The sequence below is a fragment of the Luteimonas sp. WGS1318 genome (genome assembly GCF_043187535.1).
Classification (GTDB): Bacteria; Pseudomonadota; Gammaproteobacteria; order Xanthomonadales; family Xanthomonadaceae; genus Luteimonas.
In genome coordinates, this window is the sequence record NZ_CP171131.1 from 3,304,686 (window position 1) to 3,324,263 (window position 19,578).

Sequence of the window (19,578 nt, forward strand, 5' to 3'; positions counted from 1 at the left end):
GGCTCGACCCGGACGCGCCATCAGACCTGCTGCTGGAACGCCAGATGGTAGCCAATGCCGTCGGTGATGCCGAACCTCCTGGGGCCGTAGGCCATGTCCTGGATCGGCAGGCCACATCGACCGTGTGCTGTACGGACGCGAAGAAGCGATCGACGTCGGGAATCGCCCGCCAAACTCGCGTCCTACCCCGACAACTTCATTTCGAGCACGCGCCAGAGTGAGCGAACGAAGGATGTGTCCCTCGCGGCGCCTCTCATGTCCTCAAGTCCGGCGGCATCCAGCCACGTCCCACCGATCATCACCCCCGCGGGACCCCTCACGGCGCCTATCCGCGTCAGCGGATCGTCGGAAAGCAATACGAGATTGGCCCGGTAGCCCGGCGCGATCACACCGGTGCGCTCGAAGCCGAGGGCCTCTGCATTGACACGCGTGGCCGCGGCGAGCGCAGCCAGGGGCGACAGCCCGGCCTCCACCAGAAGCTCCAGCTCGTCCGCCAGCGACGCGCCGGGGATGATGCCGAAGCTTCCGCTGTCGGTTCCGGCGATCAACGGCACCCCCGCCTCGTGAAGCAGCCGGGTGGCCGTGAGAAAAAAATCCGCGTGCGGGCCCTCGTAGTCGGCGGTATCGACGCTGCTCCAGTACGCGGCCGAATCCCTTGAAAAGAAGCGTGTCAGCGGGTTGATCGTGTCGGAGCCTGGGCGCTCCAGATAGGCCCCTTTCGTTTCCGCGATGAGCACCAGCCTCTTGTGCGCGATGAGGGTGGGCGTCACGGTCTCCCCGGAGGCCGCGAGCCTGACCGCGAGCGCACGCATCCTGTCGTCGTCGAGCGTGTCGCGCAGCCCGTGCCAGACGATGGTCTCGATATGCTCCAGCGTCGTCAGTCCACGTCCGAGCGATGCCTCCCACGGCAGTTCGAACGGCCTGTCGCGGGGCACGCCTGACGCGCGCACGCCCTCGGGCGAGTGCCCGGTCACGGACATGCCGAGCTGCCCGGCCTCATCGAGGATCGCGTCGAATGTGTCGCGCGTGAGATTGGAATAGATCTTCAGCGTCCGGTACCCAGCCGCGTGCTGCCTCTGGACCGCGGCCCTGCCATCGCGTGCCGTTTCGACGGTCTGCTGCAGCACGTTCGCGTTGGGCCCCGGGCCGTTGAGGATCCGGCCCGTCGTGATCAGGTCCGGCCCGAGCAGTGCGCCCGACTCGATACGCTTCGAGAGACGCAGATGGAACGGATATCCGGACATGTTGCGCACGCCGGTGACGCCGTGAGCGAGATAGCCGGCCAGTTCCGCCTCGTCGTTGAGATGGATGTGCGCATCGATCAGTCCGGGGATCAGCGTGTATTCCGCGCCGTCCACAACCGCCACGCCTTCGGGTGCACGCAACTCACCCGCGGCGCCGATGTCAGCGATGCGATCACCGATGACCAGCACCGCGCGCCGTTCTTCGACATGAGGGGCGCCGGGAACCATCGAGATCAACCGCACGTTGTCGAGCAACACGCCCGCGGATCGAGGCCGACCCGAGTCCAGTGCGTCGGGAAGATCGTGGATGGCAGACCAGAGACCCGCGGCGGCGATCGCGGATGCGAACACGAGCCCAAGGCCAACCCGCTTCAATCTCGTTCTCGCGGTACTGTTCAACGTGCGCACCCAAAGCTTGAATTAGTCGGTGCTGCGGAATGGCGACGTCCTGGACCACCTGCCAGGCGGCGGCTCGACGAACACCGTTTCGGCGCATTGCTGCTCGAAGGTGATGTTGACGGTGCGGCCGACGGCCCGCGTGCGATGGAGTGTGCCAGCGGGCACCACCATGCACTGCAGCGGCCCAAGGATGGCGTCCGGGCGGTCCGCGAATTCGATGTGGAGCTCGCCAGACACCACCAGGAAGAGCTCGTCACTGCGTGGGTGGTGGTGCCAGCGATAGTTCCCTTCGAATACCGCCAGCCGCATGCATTCGCCATTCGAATTCACCAGCACCTGGTTCTTGTAGGGCTCGGTGACCGCGCGTTCCAGCGCGTGGAGATCGACGAGCTCGAGCGCAGCGAATCGGGCGCGCTCAGCCGCATAGTCCTCTGCAGACGGTGTATCAGGGCCATGTGGATATCCCGGTTGCTGAAGACCGCCTCGCCGGCTGACGCGCGCGCCAAGCGGCCAGCGGAGGCCGGTGGAACACGTCATCAGGAATCCCCCGCCTCCGGATAGCGGCGCTGGATCGTCGCCACCGAGTTCGCGATGAGTTCTTCGAGAACGCCGGTGTCCAGGTGGGCGAGGCGCTTGAAGTACAGACACGCCTTGCCCATTTTGTGCGTTCCCAGCCTGGCCAGCAGTGCGCCCTGCCCAGGGTCTTCGCAGCTGACATAGACAACCAGCTCCCGTCCGCGGATGGCGAACCCCGTGAGCGGTGCTTCACCCGTGCGGCCGCTCTCGTACCGGTACGTGTAGCCCCCAAAGCCCACGATGCTCGGACCCCACATTGTTGCGGGCTGCCGCGTAACGCGCTCGCAGATGGCCATAAGCGCTCGGCAGTCAGCCAATTGCTCGGCACTGGCCTTCGATGCGAGGTACTCATCGACGCTGACACCGGTCGGTCTGGTCTTGGCTTCGGCCATGGGTCGTTCCTCGGCGGCGAACACGTGAGGGGATCGGTTGAGATGCCTGACGCGGGACACAGACCGGGCCGCAGAGCGGCGTCGGCCCGGGTAACTCACTTGCGCCCGAAGCCTAGCGCAAACACGACGCTCGCCTGAGCGCTGGACCATGCCCCGTTTGAAGCAGCAGGTACGGCCCCGGGAGCGCGGGCGAATTTCGTCGACAGCACGACGCCAAAAGTGCCCGAGGGATGGGCTGGCGGAAATGCGGATGGTCGAAGGCCCTGAGAACAACTCGCCTGTGAGAACGAACGCGAGCGTCGGCGAGCGGCACACCAGGTGCGCCTGACACCCCTAGCGAGGGCACCGATCTCGACAGTTGCCGTGCCCATCTCCAGGAACCCAGGGCGACTCGACGTCACATACGCAGTCGCATCATCCACTAGTCGCGAGCAGAGGATCTCTCGAGTTTGATCCTTGTCAGATACAGAGCCAGAACCAGCCGATGCATGATTGCGTAGCAGGCCACGGATATAAGGATGACGCCCCACTCGCTCGATGCCGTGTGCACTCCCACAAGGAAGCCAGCGGCGAACGTCGCCAATGCAATCAGCGCGTGGGACAGGCCGCGACCAAGGATCATCGTCTTGCAACGCGCGCATTCCAGTGACCAGCCACCCCGTGAAATCGAAAGTGACAGCACGGAGTCAAAGAAGAACACCGACTCGGCGCAGAACGGACATTTGGCAACCTTGGACATGCAGCAGACGCCAGGCAAGTGAATTATGGGAACCGTCAGTCGTCGACGAATCGTGATCTCACGCTTCGACTCCCGAGACGCTGCGCAAAACGAAGCAGGTAGCCATCAGGGTCTTGAACGAGAAACTCGCGCTGCCCCTTCTGTGCATTGGGCGCGACCGCGTACCACGTGTCCTTGACCTCTCTGAATATCGCCACGCCCGCAGCCACCAAACCAGAATGGACCGCCTGTGCGTCCGGGACCTCGATTTGAAAGTTGACGCCCCGCCCGAGCGGGCGATCCAGAGGCGTGACGTTCCATCCGCGCTCGTGCTGTTGTTCCAGCATCAGCTGAGCGTGCCCGAGCTCGAGGTAGGCGAATGCGGGGGCTTCTCGGTGAAATCGAACAGAGAACCCGGCAGCTGTGTAGAACCGAAGGGAGACCTCAATCTGGTCGACCGTGAGTTCGGGTACCAGAGCGTTCCAGCAAGGCTCTTCAAGCATGTGAGAATCCGTAGCAACTGATGCGAACGAACACCTGAACTAGGCCGACCCGCGAAGCGGGTTCGGCTTGAATGATTTGTCAGGCCACTGGCGAGCGGTTTGCAGCCATAAGCACCAAGACCCACATCCCGAGCACGGCCAAGAAGTTGATAGTGAAGACGATGCCTCTGAGACGAACGTTCTGGGTGAGGATCTGCACAGCACTGTGCAGCACCCGGCCTGCGACAAAGATCCAGGCCAAGACAATTGCGGAGGAAGTCACCTGGAGCTGCATCAGGATCAGACAAGCGGCGTAGAACAGCAGCGGCCACTCGAACTGGTTAGACAAGTTGGCGCTGATGCGCGGCTCGACGGACGCCCATGGATGGGCGCCGTCCGGCCTGCGACCGATGCCCCACACGGCGGGAGCCCGCGCAGCCGTCAGCAGCACGTACAGCAAGACTGCAAGAGCGACGTGTGCTGCCATGGGAATAATCAAAAACTGCGACATAGCCTGATCCAGTGGTCTAATCATCTGAGTTAAGCCGCGCCGAAGGCATCTGCGAGGTCCGCGGCTTCATGCCACCAAAAGGAACCCAGTTGAAGGGCCGACTTGTCAACGGCATCAACCACTGAACGAAAGCGATCCGCGTCGTGCTCCCACAGATAAGCCAGCAGGCATTCGCTCAGCTGCCAGATACTGGAATTGACGAATTGAAGGGTTCTGAAACAATCTTCATGATCCAGAATTACCACCCTGCCGTCGCCATCAAGACAAATTGGGCTTCCTGCGTCGTCGGACCCGATTACGGCGTACTCGTGAAGTCCTCGCCGATCATCATCTGTCCAGTCAGAAGGAATCCCGAACAGGTCATATATTGGCGCCGGATTAGCTGCCGCTGTAAAGTTCATGAAAGGTGCCGCCGAGTCTGGAAGATATGTGTTCGCAATCGGAATCATCTTCACAGGAGGGCTTGAATTGTCGCAATCAGCCACCTTCTGCTGCCATCGCTCTATGAACTTGTCCATTAAATTTCAATGCCGTCCAACGCCCGAATTAAGTAGAGCCGCGACGCGGCTTCGGCTTGAATGAATTGTTAGACCGCACCCATCATGGATGCAATCTTTAGAAGCAACAGCACGACCATCACAGCCGAAAACAAAATTATATTAGTTTTTATGCGCTTTGCCGTTAATGCTGCGTCCTTTATTTTCTTTGTCTGCTTCTCGGTTATACGTGCGAACTGAGCAAGATGGGCGACGCTCTCTTGGGTATACGCATCTGACACGTTCTTGGCGATGTCAGGTGGCAATGAAGGGATGTACCTGTCTAAAAACTCTTCTTGGGGTCGATAGGCTGCCGCGAGGTCACCTCCTGTAGCCGCAGCATGGTTGATCGCCTCCCAATGCTTCCGGGCAATCTCGCGCACGAGTTCAGGGTCGTTTCTATCCATCGCCAAATTCATAAGTAAACCTAAGGCCGGTCTAACGCCTGAGTTAAGCTGCCCCGCGAAGCGGGTTCGGCTTGAATGAATGGTTAGGCCACTCTAGCAGAAGTGTCCCGTGCACCCTATAAGCTCCTCACTTACGCTTCAAAACAAAATAGGCTGGGATGCCAAACATCAGTAATGCGCCAGCAACTAGAAAAGCAAGCCAAGACCACTTTTGTGAGAGGAACCAAAGTCCTAGCGCCGCGACCGCATAAAATATAGCCTGTGACGCAAAATCTCCGAAAAATTCCTCTAGAAGGCCCAAGTCGTCCATTTTTTTTGACTTGGTAGTGCTATCGAACTTTCCCGCCTCAGTGCGATTGATTGCTTCAATTAGATCATCCGGACTCATGGCCGCCTAACGCCTTATGTCTTCCAGTTTCCCTACTGTAGGCGCCGAGAGCCCGGCGTGTGCGCCCGATAACGCCTCGGTGTAGCAGCACCGTAATTCAGCAGGGGCCACACGCCGGATCTCGCGCCCTGCGCCCGGACAGTTGCACGAGGTCTCCCTCGAACTGATAAGCGTGGGCCCGGGCGCGATGCTCTCGACCGGCCAACTCTATCGGAGAATCGAGATGACGGCAGTAGGGGTCGACGTAGGCAAGGCGACGCTGGATGTCGCCATCGAGGGCGTGGCCAAGGTGACGCGGTTCGCCAACAGCGCAGCGGGCATCCGCAAGCTGGTTCGACGACTGGATGACGTTGCCGACGCGCGCATCGTCGTCGAGGCCACCGGCGGCTACGAGGATGCATTGCTCGAGGCGTGCTGCGATGCAGGCCTGTGGGTCGCACGCATCAATCCTCGCCAGGCACGCGACTTCGCGCGTGCGACCGGCGAGCTGGCGAAGACGGATGCAATCGACGCAGGCCTGCTGTGCCTGATGTCGAGACTGTTCGCAGACCGCCTGCGTCGCTACGAAGCACCTGCACCCTGGCAGCGGGAACTGCGGGATTGGCTGCGCCGGCGCGGCCAGGTCGTGACCACGCTGCAGGCGCAGAAGCAGCAGACCGCGCTGACATCGCCGGCGGTGCGCAAGGTCATGATGCGCACGATTTCCGCACTCACGCGCGAGCTCGCCGCCATCGATCGCGCGATGCGCGCCCTGCTCCAGGCTCATGCGACGCCGGCGCTGCAATCGTCGAAGGGCATGGGCCCGATCTTCCAGGCCACGAGCCTCGCGCTGCTCCCCGAGCTCGGCACTCTGACACGCCACCAAATCGCGAAGCTCGTCGGCGTGGCGCCGATGAATCGCGACAGCGGCCAGATGCACGGCAAGCGTCGCATCCGCGGTGGGCGGGGTCCGGTGCGCGTGGCGCTCTACATGGCCACGCTCTCGGCCGTGCGCTGGGACCCGACGCTGCGTGCGCACTACCAGCAACTCAGGGCGCGCGGGAAGCTCGGCAAGGTCGCGCTGGTGGCCTGCATGCGGAAGCTGCTGACGATCGTCAACGCCAGGCGGCGGGACGAATTGAAGGGCGCGGGAGATGCTGCGATCGCCGCCTGAAATCGACCCAGCTCAAGACAGTTGCTGAGTTAAGCCGAACCGCGAAGCGGTTTCGGCTTGAACGATTTGTTAGCCGCTTTGGCCGCGATGATCACACGACACCCCGCAGTTGAGTGGCGACCTGATTTAGAACCTTGTGGCGGAAGTCGAACAGGTCAGATTGCACGGCAACTACCTGCTCAAGGATTTGTCCGGCTTGCTCCGCTTTGTCCAGATGCCGCTTGCGAGTGCTGCCAAGGAACGCGCCGTGAGCGAGCGACCGCTGCTCGGCGAGGACGCGATGACACACCGCAATATGGTTGGATATTTCAGCAAGCCGCTTATCAACAATGTTGAGCATGCTCAGAGGATCTCGCTCTCCATTTCGTAGCATCTCGTCATAGATGGCGATGGAGTCTCGGAACTCATCAACAATCATCAGATCACCAAGTACGTGGCTGAACGGCTAACGCTTGACCGAATAGTTAGCCGTGAGTGCCACTGCTACGACACACAAACGGCGATATAACAGAGGACCGCAAAGCAAGCCCACCCAAGAAGTCGGAGCCCCTGCAGGCGACGAAGAAGTGCGTGCTGAATGACCAACGTAGCAGCAACATCCTCGCGCCCATGGCATGCGGCCCTCAGGCCCTGCTGCATTGTGTAGCGGCTCTCCCCGTATTCGTCGATGGCCGGATACAGATCATCGTGTTTGGCCCACTGAGCTGCCGAGTATGTGGCGCCGAACCAGTCACGATTTACAGAACCTTTTCTTGCGGCTTGCGCGGCCAAGGCCTCTGATTCGGATTGCCCTTGAGCACGTAAAGCGCGCCAATCGATAGATTCGCTCACGGATCCCCCTCGCGATGATGACTCATGCACGGCTAACACCTGAATTAAGCCGACCCGCGAAGCGGGTTCGGCTTGAATGAACTGTTAGGGGCCATCCCTAGATGCTTGGAAGGCAGCTATTGCCGCCTCCTCAGACACCTCGGGGATCTCCCCTACGATTGCTTGCAACCGCTCTACAGCGTGGAACAGCTCTTGATACTGCTGTCGAATCTCGCCGACTTTCAGCGATGTAAAGGATCTCTTCTGCCGCTTATCGTTCGGAGCCGCACCCGAGAAATTTGTGCCAAACATCTCTTCATCTGAAGCTCGCATCCAGCAGAAGTGGGCAAACTTGTTTCTAAGAGAGCGCAGTTGCTCGATCTTTCTGTTGAGTGTAAGAACCTCCTCGAGCAATTCGGTAGCCACAAGCTTCCCGCCATAGCGCTCTTTTTGAATGCCTACAGCTTGCCCAATCGCGTCCTGAAGTTGAGCAGCGCCCAAAGAGTCCGTATACGTTCGCGACAAGTACTCTGGGGCAAGTAGCAGTCTGCCCAAGACGAGGCCAAGATAGAACTCTGCGGTCGCCCATTCCGATACAAACATGCCGATAAGCATGTGTTGCTCATCGGTGAGCTTTGAGTACGGAGTCGCGTGGGAGAACGGCATGGGCCCTAACACCAAGTAGCGCTCAAAAAGCGCGATATGCACCGATGGTCCACAAGGCCAACCTCGGCGTCAATGACGAATAAATGCCCGCCGGTCAAGCGTTTGCATACCGGCGGCTCCGATCCGAGCCGCCCGCACCCTCTTTGCATATCGAACAATCTGAGCGGTTTGCCAGCAGGCAGCTCGAAAAGTGCGATATGCACACCGGGCCGCGCCGGCCGGGAGCAGAGCCGGCGTCGAAGGTGACGGATGAACCTGTGCCCCCCGGTCGGTTCGCGCTCCGGCAGCGCGCACCGGCGGGCCCGCCAGGCACTGTAAAATCGCCGTCTTTTGCGCGCCGCCCTCTTGGATTCCCCGCCCCGCCCCGCCGTTCACGGCCCGACCTTCATCCGGCTGCTGGCCCGCCTGACCGACGACACGCTGCCGCAAGGCGGCACGGCGCCGGCCGAGCGTTTGAGCCAGTGGATCGACTGGACACGGGCTGTGGTGCTGTCGAAAGTGCTCGATGCGAAGGCGCCCGAGGCTGAACACGGCGCGCAAGTGGTTGATCGGGATGACTCGGCCGTCTGCGCGAAGGCGCGGGCGACACTGCTGGCGTCGATCGCCGAGGCGCCGGAGCTGGCGATCCCGCAGCCGCAGGCAGCCGGGGCCTCGCAAGACGATGCAGCCGCACCGCAGCCCGCAATCGACTTCGCGCCGTTCCGCCAGCGGCATCTGGCGCTGCAGCGCTCGATGCTGATCGCCACGGGCCGGCTGCGCGGCGATCTGCGCGACCGGCTGGCGCAGCGCTCGGCCGACATGGCGCGGCTGGCCGAGGTCGATGCGGTGATGGAGGGCGCGCTAAGCCCGCGCGAGCATGCGTTGCTCGGCGCGGTGCCGGCCTTGCTCGAAACGCATTTCGAGCGGCTGCGCGCCGCCGCAGGTACGTCGGCCACGGATCCGTCCGCGGCCTGGCTCGATGGTTTTCGCAGGGACATGCAGGGCGTGCTGATCGCCGAGCTGGATGTCCGTTTCCAACCGGTCGAAGGGCTGCTCGCAGCACTTCGCACCCACTGACGCAGTGCTTATGTCCTCACGCAGTCGCACCACCGTTCTTCTTCCCGCGTTCGCGTTCGCCCTCGGCCTGGCCGTGGTCGGCTGGATCGCCATCGGCTACATCGGCTCGAACACGCTGGCCCTCGCGGTCTCGCTGTTGATCGGCGCCTGTTATCTCGCCGGTGGTCTGGAGCTGCTGCGTTATCGGCAGGCCACGACGACGTTGGCCGATGGTGTGGCGCACTTGAACGAGCCGCCGGCTTCGCTGGGCGCGTGGCTGGGCGGGCTGGATGCCGGTCTGCGCAATGCGGTGCGCCTGCGCATCGAGGGCGAGCGCGTCGCGCTGCCGGTGCCGGCGCTCACGCCGTACCTGGTGGGCATGCTGGTGCTGCTGGGCATGCTGGGCACGCTGCTGGGCATGACGGTGATGCTGCGCGGCACCGGCATGGCGCTGGAAACCGCGACCGACCTGCAGGCGATGCGCGACTCGCTGGCCGCGCCGATCCAGGGCCTGGGCGTCGCGTTCGGCACGTCGATCGCGGGCATCGCGGCCTCGGCGATGCTGGGCCTGGCATCGGCGCTGCTGCGCCGCGAGCGCGCGCGCACCGTGCAACTGCTGGACGTGGCCGCCGCGACGACGCTGCGCACGCATTCGCAGGCGCACCAGCGCGAGGAAACCCTGCGTCTGCTGCAGCAGCAGACCGAGGTGATGCCGGCGCTGGTCGAACGCCTGGGCGCGATGATGGCGACGATCGAGCAGCAGAGCGCCGCCAACGGCGAGCGCCACGCCGCCAGCCAGGAGGCATTCCACGGCCGCACCGAAGCGGTCTACACGCAGCTGGCGGCCTCTGTCGAGCGCGCCTTGCAGACCAGCGTCGCCGACAGCGCCCGCGCGGCGACGGCCGCGCTGCAGCCGGTGTTCGAAACCACGATGGCGGCGCTCGCACGCGAAACCGCAGCGCTGCAGGCGACGGTGTCCGACGCCGTCGAGCGCCAGCTGCAGACGCTGACCGCAGGCTTCGAAGCCTCGACCGCGACCGTGGCCGATCGCTGTCAGCAGGCGGTGGATGGCCAGCAGGCATCGAACGACACCCTGGCGCGCGATCTGCGCGGCGCACTCGAAGGCTTCAACGCGGCGTTCGAGCAGCGCGCGAGCGGCCTGCTCGGCGACGTCGCCACGCGTCTCGATGCGACGACCGCGCAGACCACCGCGCTGCACGACACCGTGACCGGCGCCGTCGACCGGCAGCTGCATGCACTGACCACCGGCTTCGATGCATCGACGGCGAAGGTGGCCGAGCGCTGGCAGGACGCGCTGACCGCGCAGCAGGCGGCGCATGCGGCGCTGACCGCGGATTTGCGCAGCACGCTCGACGGCATCGGCGAGACGTTCGAACAGCGCGCGACCGCACTGGTCGACGGCGTCGCCACCCGTCTCGATGCGACCGCCGGCAGCGTCAGCGCGGCCTGGACCGAAGCACTCGACAAGCAGGCCGCAACGAATGATGCGATGAGCGCGCAGCACCAGCAGGCGCTGACCGCCGCCGCGGCGACGTTCGAGACGCACTCGGCAGCGTTGCTGCAGAAGGTGGACGCCTCGCACGCCGAGCTGCAGACCGCGCTTGCTACGCAGGACGCCCAGCGTCTTGCCGCATGGACCGACAGCCTCACCGCGATGGGTACCGCGCTGCGCGAGGACTGGGCACAGGCCGGAGCCGAGACCACGCGACAGCAGCAGGCGATCTGCGACACGCTCGCACGTACCGCCGACACCATCGGCGCGCAGACGCAGGCGCATGCCAGCGAGACCATCGCCGAGATCTCGCGCCTGGTCGACACCGCATCGGCAGCGCCGCGCGCGGCCGCCGATGTCATCGCGGAACTGCGCCGGTCGCTGTCGGAGAGCATGGTGCGCGACACCGCGATGCTGGAGGAGCGCACGCAGATGCTGTCGACGCTCGACACCTTGCTGAGCGCGGTGAATCACGCCTCGACCGAACAGCGCGCGGCGATCGACGCGCTGGTTGCGACCTCGGCCGATCTGCTGGAACGCGTGGGCACGCGCTTCACCGATCACATCACTGCCGAGACCGGCAAGCTCGATGGCGTGGCGACGACGCTCAGCATCGGCGCTGCCGAAGTCGCGAGTCTCGGCGAAGCGTTTGGCGCGGCAGTCGAGGTCTTTGGCGAATCGAACCAGCAGCTCGCAACGCGCCTGCAGGGCATCGAGGACGCGCTGGAGAAATCGCTGGCGCGCAGCGACGAGCAGCTGGCGTACTACGTGGCGCAGGCGCGTGAGGTCGTGGATCTCAGCGTGCTGGCGCAGAAGCAGATCATCGAAGACCTGCAGCAGCTCGGCGCCTCGCGCGCCACCTCCGCATGAGCGTCGAGCTGGACGGCGATCACGAATCGTCCGCGCCGATCTGGGCGGCGTTCGGCGATCTGATGTCGGTGCTGCTGGGCGTGTTCGTGCTGATCCTGGTCGGCGTGATCGGCGTGCAGCTGCAGCTGGAAATGAAGCTGGACGCGGAGATCGCACAGCGCGAGGCCGAAGAGCAGCGCCGGCAGACGCTGGAGCAGGCCCTGGCCGCGCCGCTGGCCGCCGGGCGCATCACCCTGGTCGACGGCCGCATCGGCATCCGCGGCAGCGTGCTGTTCGCCGACGCATCCGACCAGCTGCAACCCGAAGGCCGTGAACTGCTGCAGAGCCTGGCCGCGCCGCTGGCCGAATACCTGTCTGCGCGCGACGAGATCCTGATGGTCAGCGGCTTCACCGACGACCGCCTGGTGCGTGACGGCAACCGCTTTTCCGACAACCTGGAACTCTCGGCGCAGCGCGCCTTGAACGTGACCCGCGGCCTGATCGCCGCCGGCGTGCCGGCCGAATCGGTGTTCGCCGCCGCGTTCGGTGCGCAGCAGCCGGTGGGCTCCAACGACGACGCCGAAGGCCGCGCGCAGAACCGCCGCGTGGAAATGGCGCCGGTGCCGCGCCCGCAGGCCGATGGCCGCTGATCGCATCGACATCGGTGCGGTGCTCGACGGTTGGCGTGCAGCCGGCGTCGACCGCGTGGACCCGTTGCGCTTCCATCGGGTCGCGGCGCTGCACCGGCGGGCGACCGTGCACGCGGGCGCCGCGCGTCAGGCGCTGGAGGCCAGACTCGTGGCGCTGGTCCAGGCCTATGACCAGCGGATGGACGGCCGCGTCGTCGCCTGCGCAGGCACGGACACGGACGCAGCGGATGCCGGGACATCGGCGTCAGCTGAGCCCTCGGCGCAGGACGAGGCACCGGCGACGCGCACACACGCCGCGGAGCATTCCGCACTCGGCGCGCTGATCGAGGCGATGGCGACGGACGCGCCGACGGCGACCGGACACGCGGCTCTCCGTCAGTCGCGCGCGGACTACCCCGAACTGCCCGCGCTCGACGAATTCCGCCAGCTCTGGTCGACGCTGCGCACCGGTAGCCAGGTGCGGCGCTCGCTTGCGCCCCCCACCGACGATGCCGGGCCCCTGAATTCCAGCCGCCTGGTGCACCGCTCGCTGACGCTGATGCGTGGCCTGTCGCCGGAGTACCTGCAGCAGTTCCTGGCCTACGCCGACACGCTGTCGTGGCTGGAAACGCTGCAGGACGCCGGCGTGCTGACGGGCAAGGAGCCCAGCCCGACCTCCAGCGGCAAACCGCGGGCGAAGGCCAAGCCGAGGAAGCGCAAGGGATAACGGGGCGAGAGACGGGCGCGTCGATTGCGGCGGCTCGCAGCGGCAGCGATCCAGTCGATTCCCGCGCGGACCGATCCACATCCCCCCACGCGTCGAACATGCAATGTAGGCGCGCGCTCGGGCGCGATGGGGCGTTCCCGCGAGGCCGGTTCGCGCGCCAGCGCGCTCCTACAAAAGCACCCGGACGACCCGCCGGCCCGGTCACGCCCCTGTAGGAGCGCCCTCGGGCGCGATGAGGTATTCCCGCGAGTCCGGTTCGCGCGCCAGCGCGCTCCTACAAAAGCAGCCGGACGACCCGCCGGCCCGGTCACGCTCCTGTAGGAGCGCCCTCGGGCGCGATGAGGCATTCCCGCGAAATCCGGTCGCGCACCAGCGCGCTCCTACAAAAAGCGGATGGGCGGCAGCACGCCGGGCATCCCATACGGCCGACTGCTTATGTAGGAGCGCCCTTGGGCGCGAGGGGCATTCCCGCGAGAGCCGGTTCGCGCGCGAGCGCGCTCCTACAGGCGCCAAAGCGGCCGCAGGGGGGCGATGCTTGCGGTGCGGAACGCTGAGGGAGGCGGCGGATCTCCCTCCGTCCACCCCCCGAATCGCCCAAGGCCTTGCACGGGAACAGGATTTTCAGCAGAATGGCCGGCTCGTTGCGTCCAGCCCATGGCGACATGGCCTGACCTGCCTCCCGGAAGCGCGATTCCCGGCAGCGTGCAGCAAGGTGTTCCACCCCTCCCGTACCGCGCGATGGCCACGCCATCGGGGCCGCCATCTCCCTGGCTAAGGGCGATATCAAATACTTCGAGGTGCGTAATGTCCCGAGTCTGCCAAGTCACTGGCAAGCGTACGACGCATGGCAACAACGTGTCGCATGCCATGAACAAGACCCGTCGCCGCTTCATGCCGAACCTGCATGAGCGTCGTTTCTGGGTGGCCAGCGAAAACCGCTGGATCAAGCTGCGTGTATCCACCAAGGCCCTGCGCACCATCGACAAGAACGGCATCGACGTCGTCCTCGCCGAGCTTCGTGCCCGCGGCGAAAAGGTCTGAGGAGTTAGAACATGGCAGGCAAGCGCGACAAGATCCGTCTGATTTCCTCGGCCAACACCGGGCATTTCTACACCACGGACAAGAACAAGAAGAACACCCCCGGCAAGATGGAGTTCAAGAAGTACGACCCCGTCGTCCGGAAGCACGTGATCTACAAGGAAGGCAAGATCAAGTGATGCAACGACCCGCGCTTCAGCGCGGCTGACGTTGCATCATCCCCGCGCAGGCGGGGATCCAGAAGCCCGCCGCAAGGCGGGCTTTCTTGTATCCACGGCCCGCGCGCAGAGCGCGTGGCTGCCGGAAGGTCATCCCCGCGGCTGTTAACAGACGAATGTCTGGTCAGGCGGGGATCCAGCGCCTCCATACAAAACCCGCCGCAAGGCGGGTTTTGTACGTTTTGCGCCCGCGCTTCAGCGCGGCTGACGTTGCATCATCCCCGCGGCTTTTAACAGACGAATGTCTGGTCAGGCGGGGATCAGCGCCTCCACACAGAACCCGCCGGAAGGCGGGTTCTGTGCGTCTGGGCCCAGCGTGGCTGACGTTGCAGCGTCCCTCCGGCTCTCGACAAGCGCGCGTCTGGCCGGACACGGATCCACAGGCCCGCCGCCGCGTGCAGGGGCAGACGCGCTCAGCGCGCGCGCCGGCCGGAAGATCACGCCCGCGGCTTTCGACAGGCGTGCCTCGACCGGCGGGAACCGCGCTTCGACAGTCCGGATGGCGGGTCATCCCGATATCGCCGGGCCGCGACCGGCTTTCCTCGGTGGACGACCGCGCACAGGGTGCGTGGCGTGCGGAAGGCTACCCTCGCGGCCTTCAACCAGCACATGCCAGATCGAGCGGGACACGCTGCCCAGTCACCGCCCGAAGCCTGCCCAGCCCGCGCCCTCGCCGGCCGCACGCCGCAGCACGGGTGGCGCAGCTCCGGCCCATCAGCGCGTGGTCACCAGGCCTGATTCGTCTCGACCGACCACGTCCACGCCGGCCGATGGCAGCCGCATCCCCTGCGACGCGCGCCTTCATCTCTGCGACATCAGGACCGGCGGTATGAAGCGCGCGCCCACATCGGCGCGCCTTCGCACCGAACGGCATACCGCAAAGGCATCCATCCGACATCCACAGCCCACCCGACCCCGCCCCGTCGCACAATCGGGCGATGAACTGGCCGGTACTGAATCTGGGCCTGTGGATCCTGGTCGCCGACTGGCTGATCCGCATCGCCGCCCTGCTGTGGATTCCCGCGCGCACCCGCCCGGCGGCAGCGCGCAGCTGGCTGCTGCTGATCGGCTTCGTACCGCTGGCCGGGCTGCCGATCTATCTGCTGTTCGGCCACCCCTGGCTGTCACGCACGCGCATCGAACGGCAGCGTCAGGCCTCGCAGGTGATCCGCGACGAACAGCGGCCGCTGGCCGAGCTGCGCTGGACACCGCCCCCACACGGCGCCGCGGCGGAGATGGCACCGCTGCTCGAGCGGCTGGGCGATTTCATGCCCACGCACGGCAACGCGGTGCAATTGCTCGACGACTACGCCGCCTCACTGCGTGCGCTGCTGGCCGACATCGACGGCGCGGGCACGCGAGTGCACCTGCTGTATTACCTGCTGTTCGACGACGCGACCGGCGAGGCCGTGGTCCAGGCGCTGGAACGCGCCGCCGCACGTGGCGTGACCTGCCGGGTACTGCTCGACGCCGTGGGCGCGAAACGCGGCCTGCGCCGCTACGCGAAACGCCTGCGCGCGGCGGGTGTCGAGGTGCACGCGATGCTGCCCGGCGGCCTGCAGTGGCGGCGCAGCGGGCGCATGGACCTGCGCAATCACCGCAAGATCGCCGTCATCGACGACACGGCGGCCTACGTCGGTTCGCAGAATCTGGCCGAGCCGGGCTTCATTCCGGGCTTCCCCAACCGCGAACTGGTGGCGCGCGTCCAGGGGCCGGCGCTGGCGCACCTGGAAGCGGTGTTCGCCAGCGACTGGTTCATCGAGACCGGCGAGCGGCTCGAGGTCGCGCCGACCACGGCACTGCCGGATGCCGACGTCGCGGTGCAGCTGCTGCCCAGCGGCCCGGCGTATCCGTTCGAGAACGCACGCGATACGGTCAATGCGCTGATCCATCTGGCACGTCGCCGGCTGGTGCTGGCGACCCCCTACTTCGTGCCCGACGACGCCACCCTGACCGCACTGCGTATCGCCGCGCTGTCGGGCGTCGAGGTGCAGCTGATCCTGTCGGCCAGCAACAACCAGCCGCTCACGGCCTGGGCGCAGAAGGCCTACTACGGCGAGCTGCTGGAGAGCGGCGTGCGCATCGCGCTGTACGCGCCGCATTTCCTGCACGCCAAGCACATGAGCATCGACGACGACATGGCACTGCTCGGTTCGATCAATCTCGACATCCGCTCATTCGCGCTCAACGCCGAGATCGGCCTGCTGGCCTACGACCGCGACGTGGTCGCGCACATGCGCCGGATCGAGGCCGATTACCTGGCCCACGCCACGCCGGTCACGCTGGACGACTGGAACCGCCGGCCGGCCTGGCGGCGCAGTCTGGAAGGCATCGCGCGGCTGGCGGATTCGTTTCTCTGAAGCCTGGCGGATCGGGTGCGTGTCGCATTCGCACGCGGGCATGCGGTCGCGCGATGGCGGGCGCGCCGCTACACGGAGAGGCGCGCTGACGCTGTGTTGTCCAGCTCGGCGGGTGAGTCCGGGACTACGGGACAGCCATCGCGCGCGAGCGGGCTTCGACAGCAGGAGTGCTTGCTTGACGGGGAAGCTTACGGCGTCATGCCTGTGCCTCGTAGCAGGAAATCCCTTACGCACACACGCGAAATCGGCGCATTGCTATTGCCCCTCACCGATGGGACGGCGAGCGCATACTTCGAGGACAGACGGGGAGCGCCTGTGAAACGGAACGCTTTATCACCTAATGGAGTAGAACCATGCACAAAGCAGCAGGCAGGGGGCTAAGGGCCCGTCTGGCTGTAGGACTGGCAGCGCTTGCCATGATCGGGAGCGGTGCAACCGTAAGCTCCCCCGTCAAGCAGACACTTCAAAAGTAGAGCTTTCGGCGTGGTGTCTGCGGTACTAGAGCGGGGTCATTCCGCCGAGCGAGTCGTGGGGTCGTGCTTCGTTGTAGTCGATCATCCACCAGTGGGTGGCTTCGCGAACGTCGTCGACTCGATCGAGCAGGTGCAGGACAAGGCCACCCGTTGGCTATGGACGTACAACCACGAGCGACCGAACATGGCGCTCGGCGGCATCACCCCGATGCAGAAGTTGGCAATGGCCGCTTAGCTCCACTTTTGGCGACTGCTAAAAATGGGGGGATTACCCCGGCCTGGCGGGCGCGTCCGGATCGCAGTACGGCCCTCGCGCGCCAGCGCGCTCCTACAGGGGCACGCCTGGGGAGCGATACACGCGATGTGCTGCGATCGCCTGGCGCGGGGGTGCGGTCAGAAGCCGCCGCCGGCATCGAGCCAGGCCTGTTCCTCGGGTGTGTTGATGCGGCCGAGCGCGTGATTGCGGTGCGGAAACCGGCCGAAGCGGGCGATGACGTCGAGATGCGCCTGGGCGTACTCGCGGTATTGCGCGTTGTCGACGTCGGCGAAGAGCTGCACCGACAGGCGCTGGTCCTCCATCGATTCCGAGTGCTCGAACGGCAGGTAGACGAAGCCGCGCAGGTCGGCGTCGAAATCGCGATCGAAGCCGGCGTCGACTATCGTGCGCGCATGCCGCAGCGCCAGGCCGTCGGTCGCGAACGCATGCGCGCTGCCGCGGAAGATGTTGCGCGGGATCTGGTCGAGCAGGATCAGCAGCGCGAGGCCGCCTTCGGCGGCGCCCAGCCAGTCGTCGTGCTCGCGACGCGCCGCGGCGAAGTGCGCGTCGCGGAAGCGCTGATCGCATTCGCGGTCGAAGGCCTCGCCGCCCTTGAACCACTTGGCGGGGCCGGCGTCGGTCCAGAAATCGAGGATGTCGTGCGGGGATGTGCTCATGCGCCCAGCCTAACCCGTGGCCGGGGGCCGTGATGTCGCAGGCGCGGAAAGCGCGGTTCTATACTCGCGACTGCCCTCTGCCACGACCTCCGCCATGCGCCCCACCCGCCTGCTCGCCGCCGCCGTTCTGTTCACCGCCACCTTCGCGCTGGCGGCATGCACGGGGACGAAGGATGCCGAGCTGGCCCTGATCACGGCGCCCGCGACCGGCGATGTCTATGCCGCCGAACTCAGCGGATTCTCCGGCTACGGCTTCACCGACGAGGCGGGCAAGACGATCGAACCGGCCTACGGGCTGATGAAGGTGGTGGCCGTGGACGGCCGCGATGTCGTGGTGATCACCGAGAACCGCGCGGTGGACGAGCCGTCGACGTCGCGCGACGCGCTGCGCGGGGAGCTCGACACGGTCGCCTTCGACGACAGCGAAGAGATCCCGCTCAGCGGCGCCCAGCTGCGCGAGGCCTACGACGCCGGCCGTATCTACGCCGTCCATCGCCCCGCCGCGCCCTGACCGCGGCGCGGCAGTCGCCGCGCGCGTGCGTCGCCTGCCTGACGCAGGGTGACGCGCCGGCGGCGGACCGGCCTATTCGTCGAACCGCAGATGGCGCACGGACTTGCCGTGCCGGCGGATCAGCTTCAGCGCCTCGATGCCGATGGTGATGTGGCGCTCAACGAAATCGGCACTGACCAGTGCGTCGGACGCCTCGGTCTTGACGCCTTCTGGAATCATCGGCTGATCGCTGACCAGCAGCAGCGCGCCAGCGGGAATGCGGTTGGCGAAGCCGGCCGCGAAGATCGTCGCGGTCTCCATGTCGATCGCCATGCAGCGCATCGCGCGCAGGCGGGTCTTGAACGCGTCGTCGTGTTCCCAGACCCGGCGGTTGGTGGTGTAGACGGTGCCGGTCCAGTAGTCGTGGCCTAGGTCGCGGATCATCGTCGACACCGCACGCTGCAGTGCGAACGCCGGCAGCGCGGGCACTTCCGGCAGCAGGTAGTCGCTGCTGGTGCCCTCGCCGCGGATCGCCGCGATCGGCAGCACCAGATCGCCGAGCTGGTTCTTGCGCTTCAGGCCACCGCACTTGCCGAGAAACAGCACCGACTTCGGCATCACCGCCGACAACAGGTCCATCATCGTCGCGGCATTGGGGCTGCCCATGCCGAAGTTGATCATCGTGATGCCGTCGGCCGTGGCGCTGGGCATCGGCCGGTCCAGGCCGACGACCTCCGCCCCGGTGAGCCGGGCAAAGTGGTGCAGATAGCCGCCGAAGTTGGTCAGCAGCACGTGCTCGCCGAACTGGTCCAGCGGCACGCCGGTGTAGCGCGGCAGCCAGTTCTCCACGATCTGGTCTTTTTCTTTCATCGTCGTCTCCTCGTGTCCGCACATTCTCGCATCGACGTGGCGGCATCACGATTGCGCACCCGGTCCCAGCGTCGACGCGACGCCCGCGGGTACACTCGACCGGCTCCACGCCGTCGCCCGCCCCGGCCCACGCGCCGCGCCGTCGACGACCATCACCATCG

22 protein-coding genes and 2 pseudogenes are annotated in these 19,578 nt (G+C 65.5%); 10 read left to right on the top strand and 14 right to left on the bottom strand.

Annotated elements, in window-relative coordinates:
• Positions 1-182: 182 nt before the first annotated feature.
• The 9 genes from ACF3M1_RS15000 to ACF3M1_RS15040 all read right to left on the bottom strand — a co-directional run bounded on the left by ACF3M1_RS15000 (position 183) and on the right by ACF3M1_RS15040 (position 5,653).
• The gene (locus ACF3M1_RS15000) at positions 183-1,502 is read right to left on the bottom strand and encodes an amidohydrolase family protein (protein ID WP_394001977.1); all 1,320 of its coding nucleotides are present in this window, start codon (positions 1,500-1,502) and stop codon (positions 183-185) included.
• A gap of 162 nt (positions 1,503-1,664) precedes the next feature.
• Entirely contained in the window at positions 1,665-2,180 is a 516-nt protein-coding gene (locus ACF3M1_RS15005) for a cupin domain-containing protein (protein WP_394001979.1), read from the bottom strand.
• Positions 2,180-2,611, bottom strand: a complete 432-nt coding sequence (locus tag ACF3M1_RS15010) for a DUF1801 domain-containing protein (protein ID WP_394001981.1) — start codon at positions 2,609-2,611, stop codon at positions 2,180-2,182. The genes ACF3M1_RS15005 and ACF3M1_RS15010 overlap by 1 nt, the downstream gene beginning before the upstream one ends.
• Before the next feature lie 421 nt (positions 2,612-3,032).
• Complete coding sequence (locus tag ACF3M1_RS15015) at positions 3,033-3,350, bottom strand: hypothetical protein (protein ID WP_394001982.1); 318 nt, start codon at positions 3,348-3,350, stop codon at positions 3,033-3,035.
• 35 nt (positions 3,351-3,385) lie between these two features.
• On the bottom strand, positions 3,386-3,832 hold the full coding sequence (locus tag ACF3M1_RS15020) for a bleomycin resistance protein (RefSeq protein WP_394001984.1): 447 nt from the start codon (positions 3,830-3,832) through the stop codon (positions 3,386-3,388).
• A 79-nt stretch (positions 3,833-3,911) separates the two neighbouring features.
• Positions 3,912-4,322, bottom strand: coding sequence for an MAPEG family protein (locus ACF3M1_RS15025; RefSeq protein ID WP_394001986.1), 411 nt, complete (start codon positions 4,320-4,322; stop codon positions 3,912-3,914).
• Positions 4,323-4,351: 29 nt separating this feature from the next.
• The gene (locus ACF3M1_RS15030) at positions 4,352-4,840 is read right to left on the bottom strand and encodes an SUKH-4 family immunity protein (protein WP_394001988.1); all 489 of its coding nucleotides are present in this window, start codon (positions 4,838-4,840) and stop codon (positions 4,352-4,354) included.
• 68 nt (positions 4,841-4,908) lie between these two features.
• Entirely contained in the window at positions 4,909-5,265 is a 357-nt protein-coding gene (locus ACF3M1_RS15035; protein ID WP_394001990.1) for a hypothetical protein, read from the bottom strand.
• A gap of 127 nt (positions 5,266-5,392) precedes the next feature.
• On the bottom strand, positions 5,393-5,653 hold the full coding sequence (locus ACF3M1_RS15040) for a hypothetical protein (protein ID WP_394001992.1): 261 nt from the start codon (positions 5,651-5,653) through the stop codon (positions 5,393-5,395).
• A 142-nt stretch (positions 5,654-5,795) separates the two neighbouring features.
• Between ACF3M1_RS15040 and ACF3M1_RS15045 the strand changes: the two genes are divergently transcribed.
• Positions 5,796-6,806, top strand: coding sequence for an IS110 family transposase (locus ACF3M1_RS15045; RefSeq protein WP_394001994.1), 1,011 nt, complete (start codon positions 5,796-5,798; stop codon positions 6,804-6,806).
• A 91-nt stretch (positions 6,807-6,897) separates the two neighbouring features.
• On the opposite strand, the gene ACF3M1_RS15050 is transcribed toward ACF3M1_RS15045, so the two are convergent.
• Positions 6,898-7,224: a hypothetical protein gene (locus tag ACF3M1_RS15050; protein WP_394001996.1), complete on the bottom strand. Its 327-nt coding sequence runs from the start codon at positions 7,222-7,224 to the stop codon at positions 6,898-6,900.
• Between the two features lie 497 nt (positions 7,225-7,721).
• A complete protein-coding gene (locus ACF3M1_RS15055) occupies positions 7,722-8,282 on the bottom strand; it encodes a hypothetical protein (RefSeq protein ID WP_394001998.1) in 561 nt (186 codons plus the stop codon).
• Positions 8,283-8,612: 330 nt separating this feature from the next.
• Between ACF3M1_RS15055 and ACF3M1_RS15060 the strand changes: the two genes are divergently transcribed.
• The 7 genes from ACF3M1_RS15060 (at position 8,613) to cls (ending at position 16,651) form a co-directional block, all read left to right on the top strand.
• Entirely contained in the window at positions 8,613-9,338 is a 726-nt protein-coding gene (locus ACF3M1_RS15060) for a DUF3348 domain-containing protein (RefSeq protein WP_394001999.1), read from the top strand.
• Positions 9,339-9,348: 10 nt separating this feature from the next.
• Positions 9,349-11,700, top strand: a complete 2,352-nt coding sequence (locus ACF3M1_RS15065; RefSeq protein WP_394002001.1) for a DUF802 domain-containing protein — start codon at positions 9,349-9,351, stop codon at positions 11,698-11,700.
• Positions 11,697-12,329, top strand: a complete 633-nt coding sequence (locus ACF3M1_RS15070; protein WP_394002003.1) for an OmpA family protein — start codon at positions 11,697-11,699, stop codon at positions 12,327-12,329. Before ACF3M1_RS15065 ends, ACF3M1_RS15070 begins: the two co-directional genes overlap by 4 nt.
• On the top strand, positions 12,319-13,035 hold the full coding sequence (locus ACF3M1_RS15075; protein WP_394002005.1) for a DUF2894 domain-containing protein: 717 nt from the start codon (positions 12,319-12,321) through the stop codon (positions 13,033-13,035). The genes ACF3M1_RS15070 and ACF3M1_RS15075 overlap by 11 nt, the downstream gene beginning before the upstream one ends.
• Positions 13,036-13,839: 804 nt before the next feature.
• Positions 13,840-14,076: a 50S ribosomal protein L28 gene (gene rpmB, locus ACF3M1_RS15080; protein WP_096209782.1), complete on the top strand. Its 237-nt coding sequence runs from the start codon at positions 13,840-13,842 to the stop codon at positions 14,074-14,076.
• 11 nt (positions 14,077-14,087) lie between these two features.
• The gene (rpmG, locus tag ACF3M1_RS15085; RefSeq protein WP_096296520.1) at positions 14,088-14,252 is read left to right on the top strand and encodes a 50S ribosomal protein L33; all 165 of its coding nucleotides are present in this window, start codon (positions 14,088-14,090) and stop codon (positions 14,250-14,252) included.
• Positions 14,253-15,229: 977 nt separating this feature from the next.
• Positions 15,230-16,651 carry a cardiolipin synthase gene (cls, locus tag ACF3M1_RS15090; RefSeq protein ID WP_394002008.1) on the top strand — a complete coding sequence of 474 codons (1,422 nt, stop codon included), beginning with the start codon at positions 15,230-15,232 and terminating at the stop codon, positions 16,649-16,651.
• A 498-nt stretch (positions 16,652-17,149) separates the two neighbouring features.
• Here the strand turns inward: cls and ACF3M1_RS15095 are convergent.
• Positions 17,150-17,239 (bottom strand): annotated as a pseudogene (locus tag ACF3M1_RS15095) (integrase core domain-containing protein); the annotation flags it as partial.
• 6 nt (positions 17,240-17,245) lie between these two features.
• Between ACF3M1_RS15095 and ACF3M1_RS15100 the strand changes: the two are divergent.
• Positions 17,246-17,359, top strand: a pseudogene (locus ACF3M1_RS15100) (integrase core domain-containing protein); the annotation flags it as partial.
• 158 nt (positions 17,360-17,517) lie between these two features.
• Here ACF3M1_RS15100 and ACF3M1_RS15105 read toward each other — a convergent pair.
• Complete coding sequence (locus ACF3M1_RS15105; RefSeq protein ID WP_394002010.1) at positions 17,518-18,057, bottom strand: DUF924 family protein; 540 nt, start codon at positions 18,055-18,057, stop codon at positions 17,518-17,520.
• A gap of 94 nt (positions 18,058-18,151) precedes the next feature.
• On the opposite strand from ACF3M1_RS15105, the gene ACF3M1_RS15110 reads away from it, so the two are divergent.
• Positions 18,152-18,568 carry a hypothetical protein gene (locus ACF3M1_RS15110; RefSeq protein ID WP_394002012.1) on the top strand — a complete coding sequence of 139 codons (417 nt, stop codon included), beginning with the start codon at positions 18,152-18,154 and terminating at the stop codon, positions 18,566-18,568.
• Positions 18,569-18,640: 72 nt separating this feature from the next.
• On the opposite strand, the gene ACF3M1_RS15115 is transcribed toward ACF3M1_RS15110, so the two are convergent.
• The gene (locus ACF3M1_RS15115) at positions 18,641-19,417 is read right to left on the bottom strand and encodes an AMP nucleosidase (RefSeq protein WP_394002014.1); all 777 of its coding nucleotides are present in this window, start codon (positions 19,415-19,417) and stop codon (positions 18,641-18,643) included.
• Positions 19,418-19,578 lie beyond the last annotated feature (161 nt).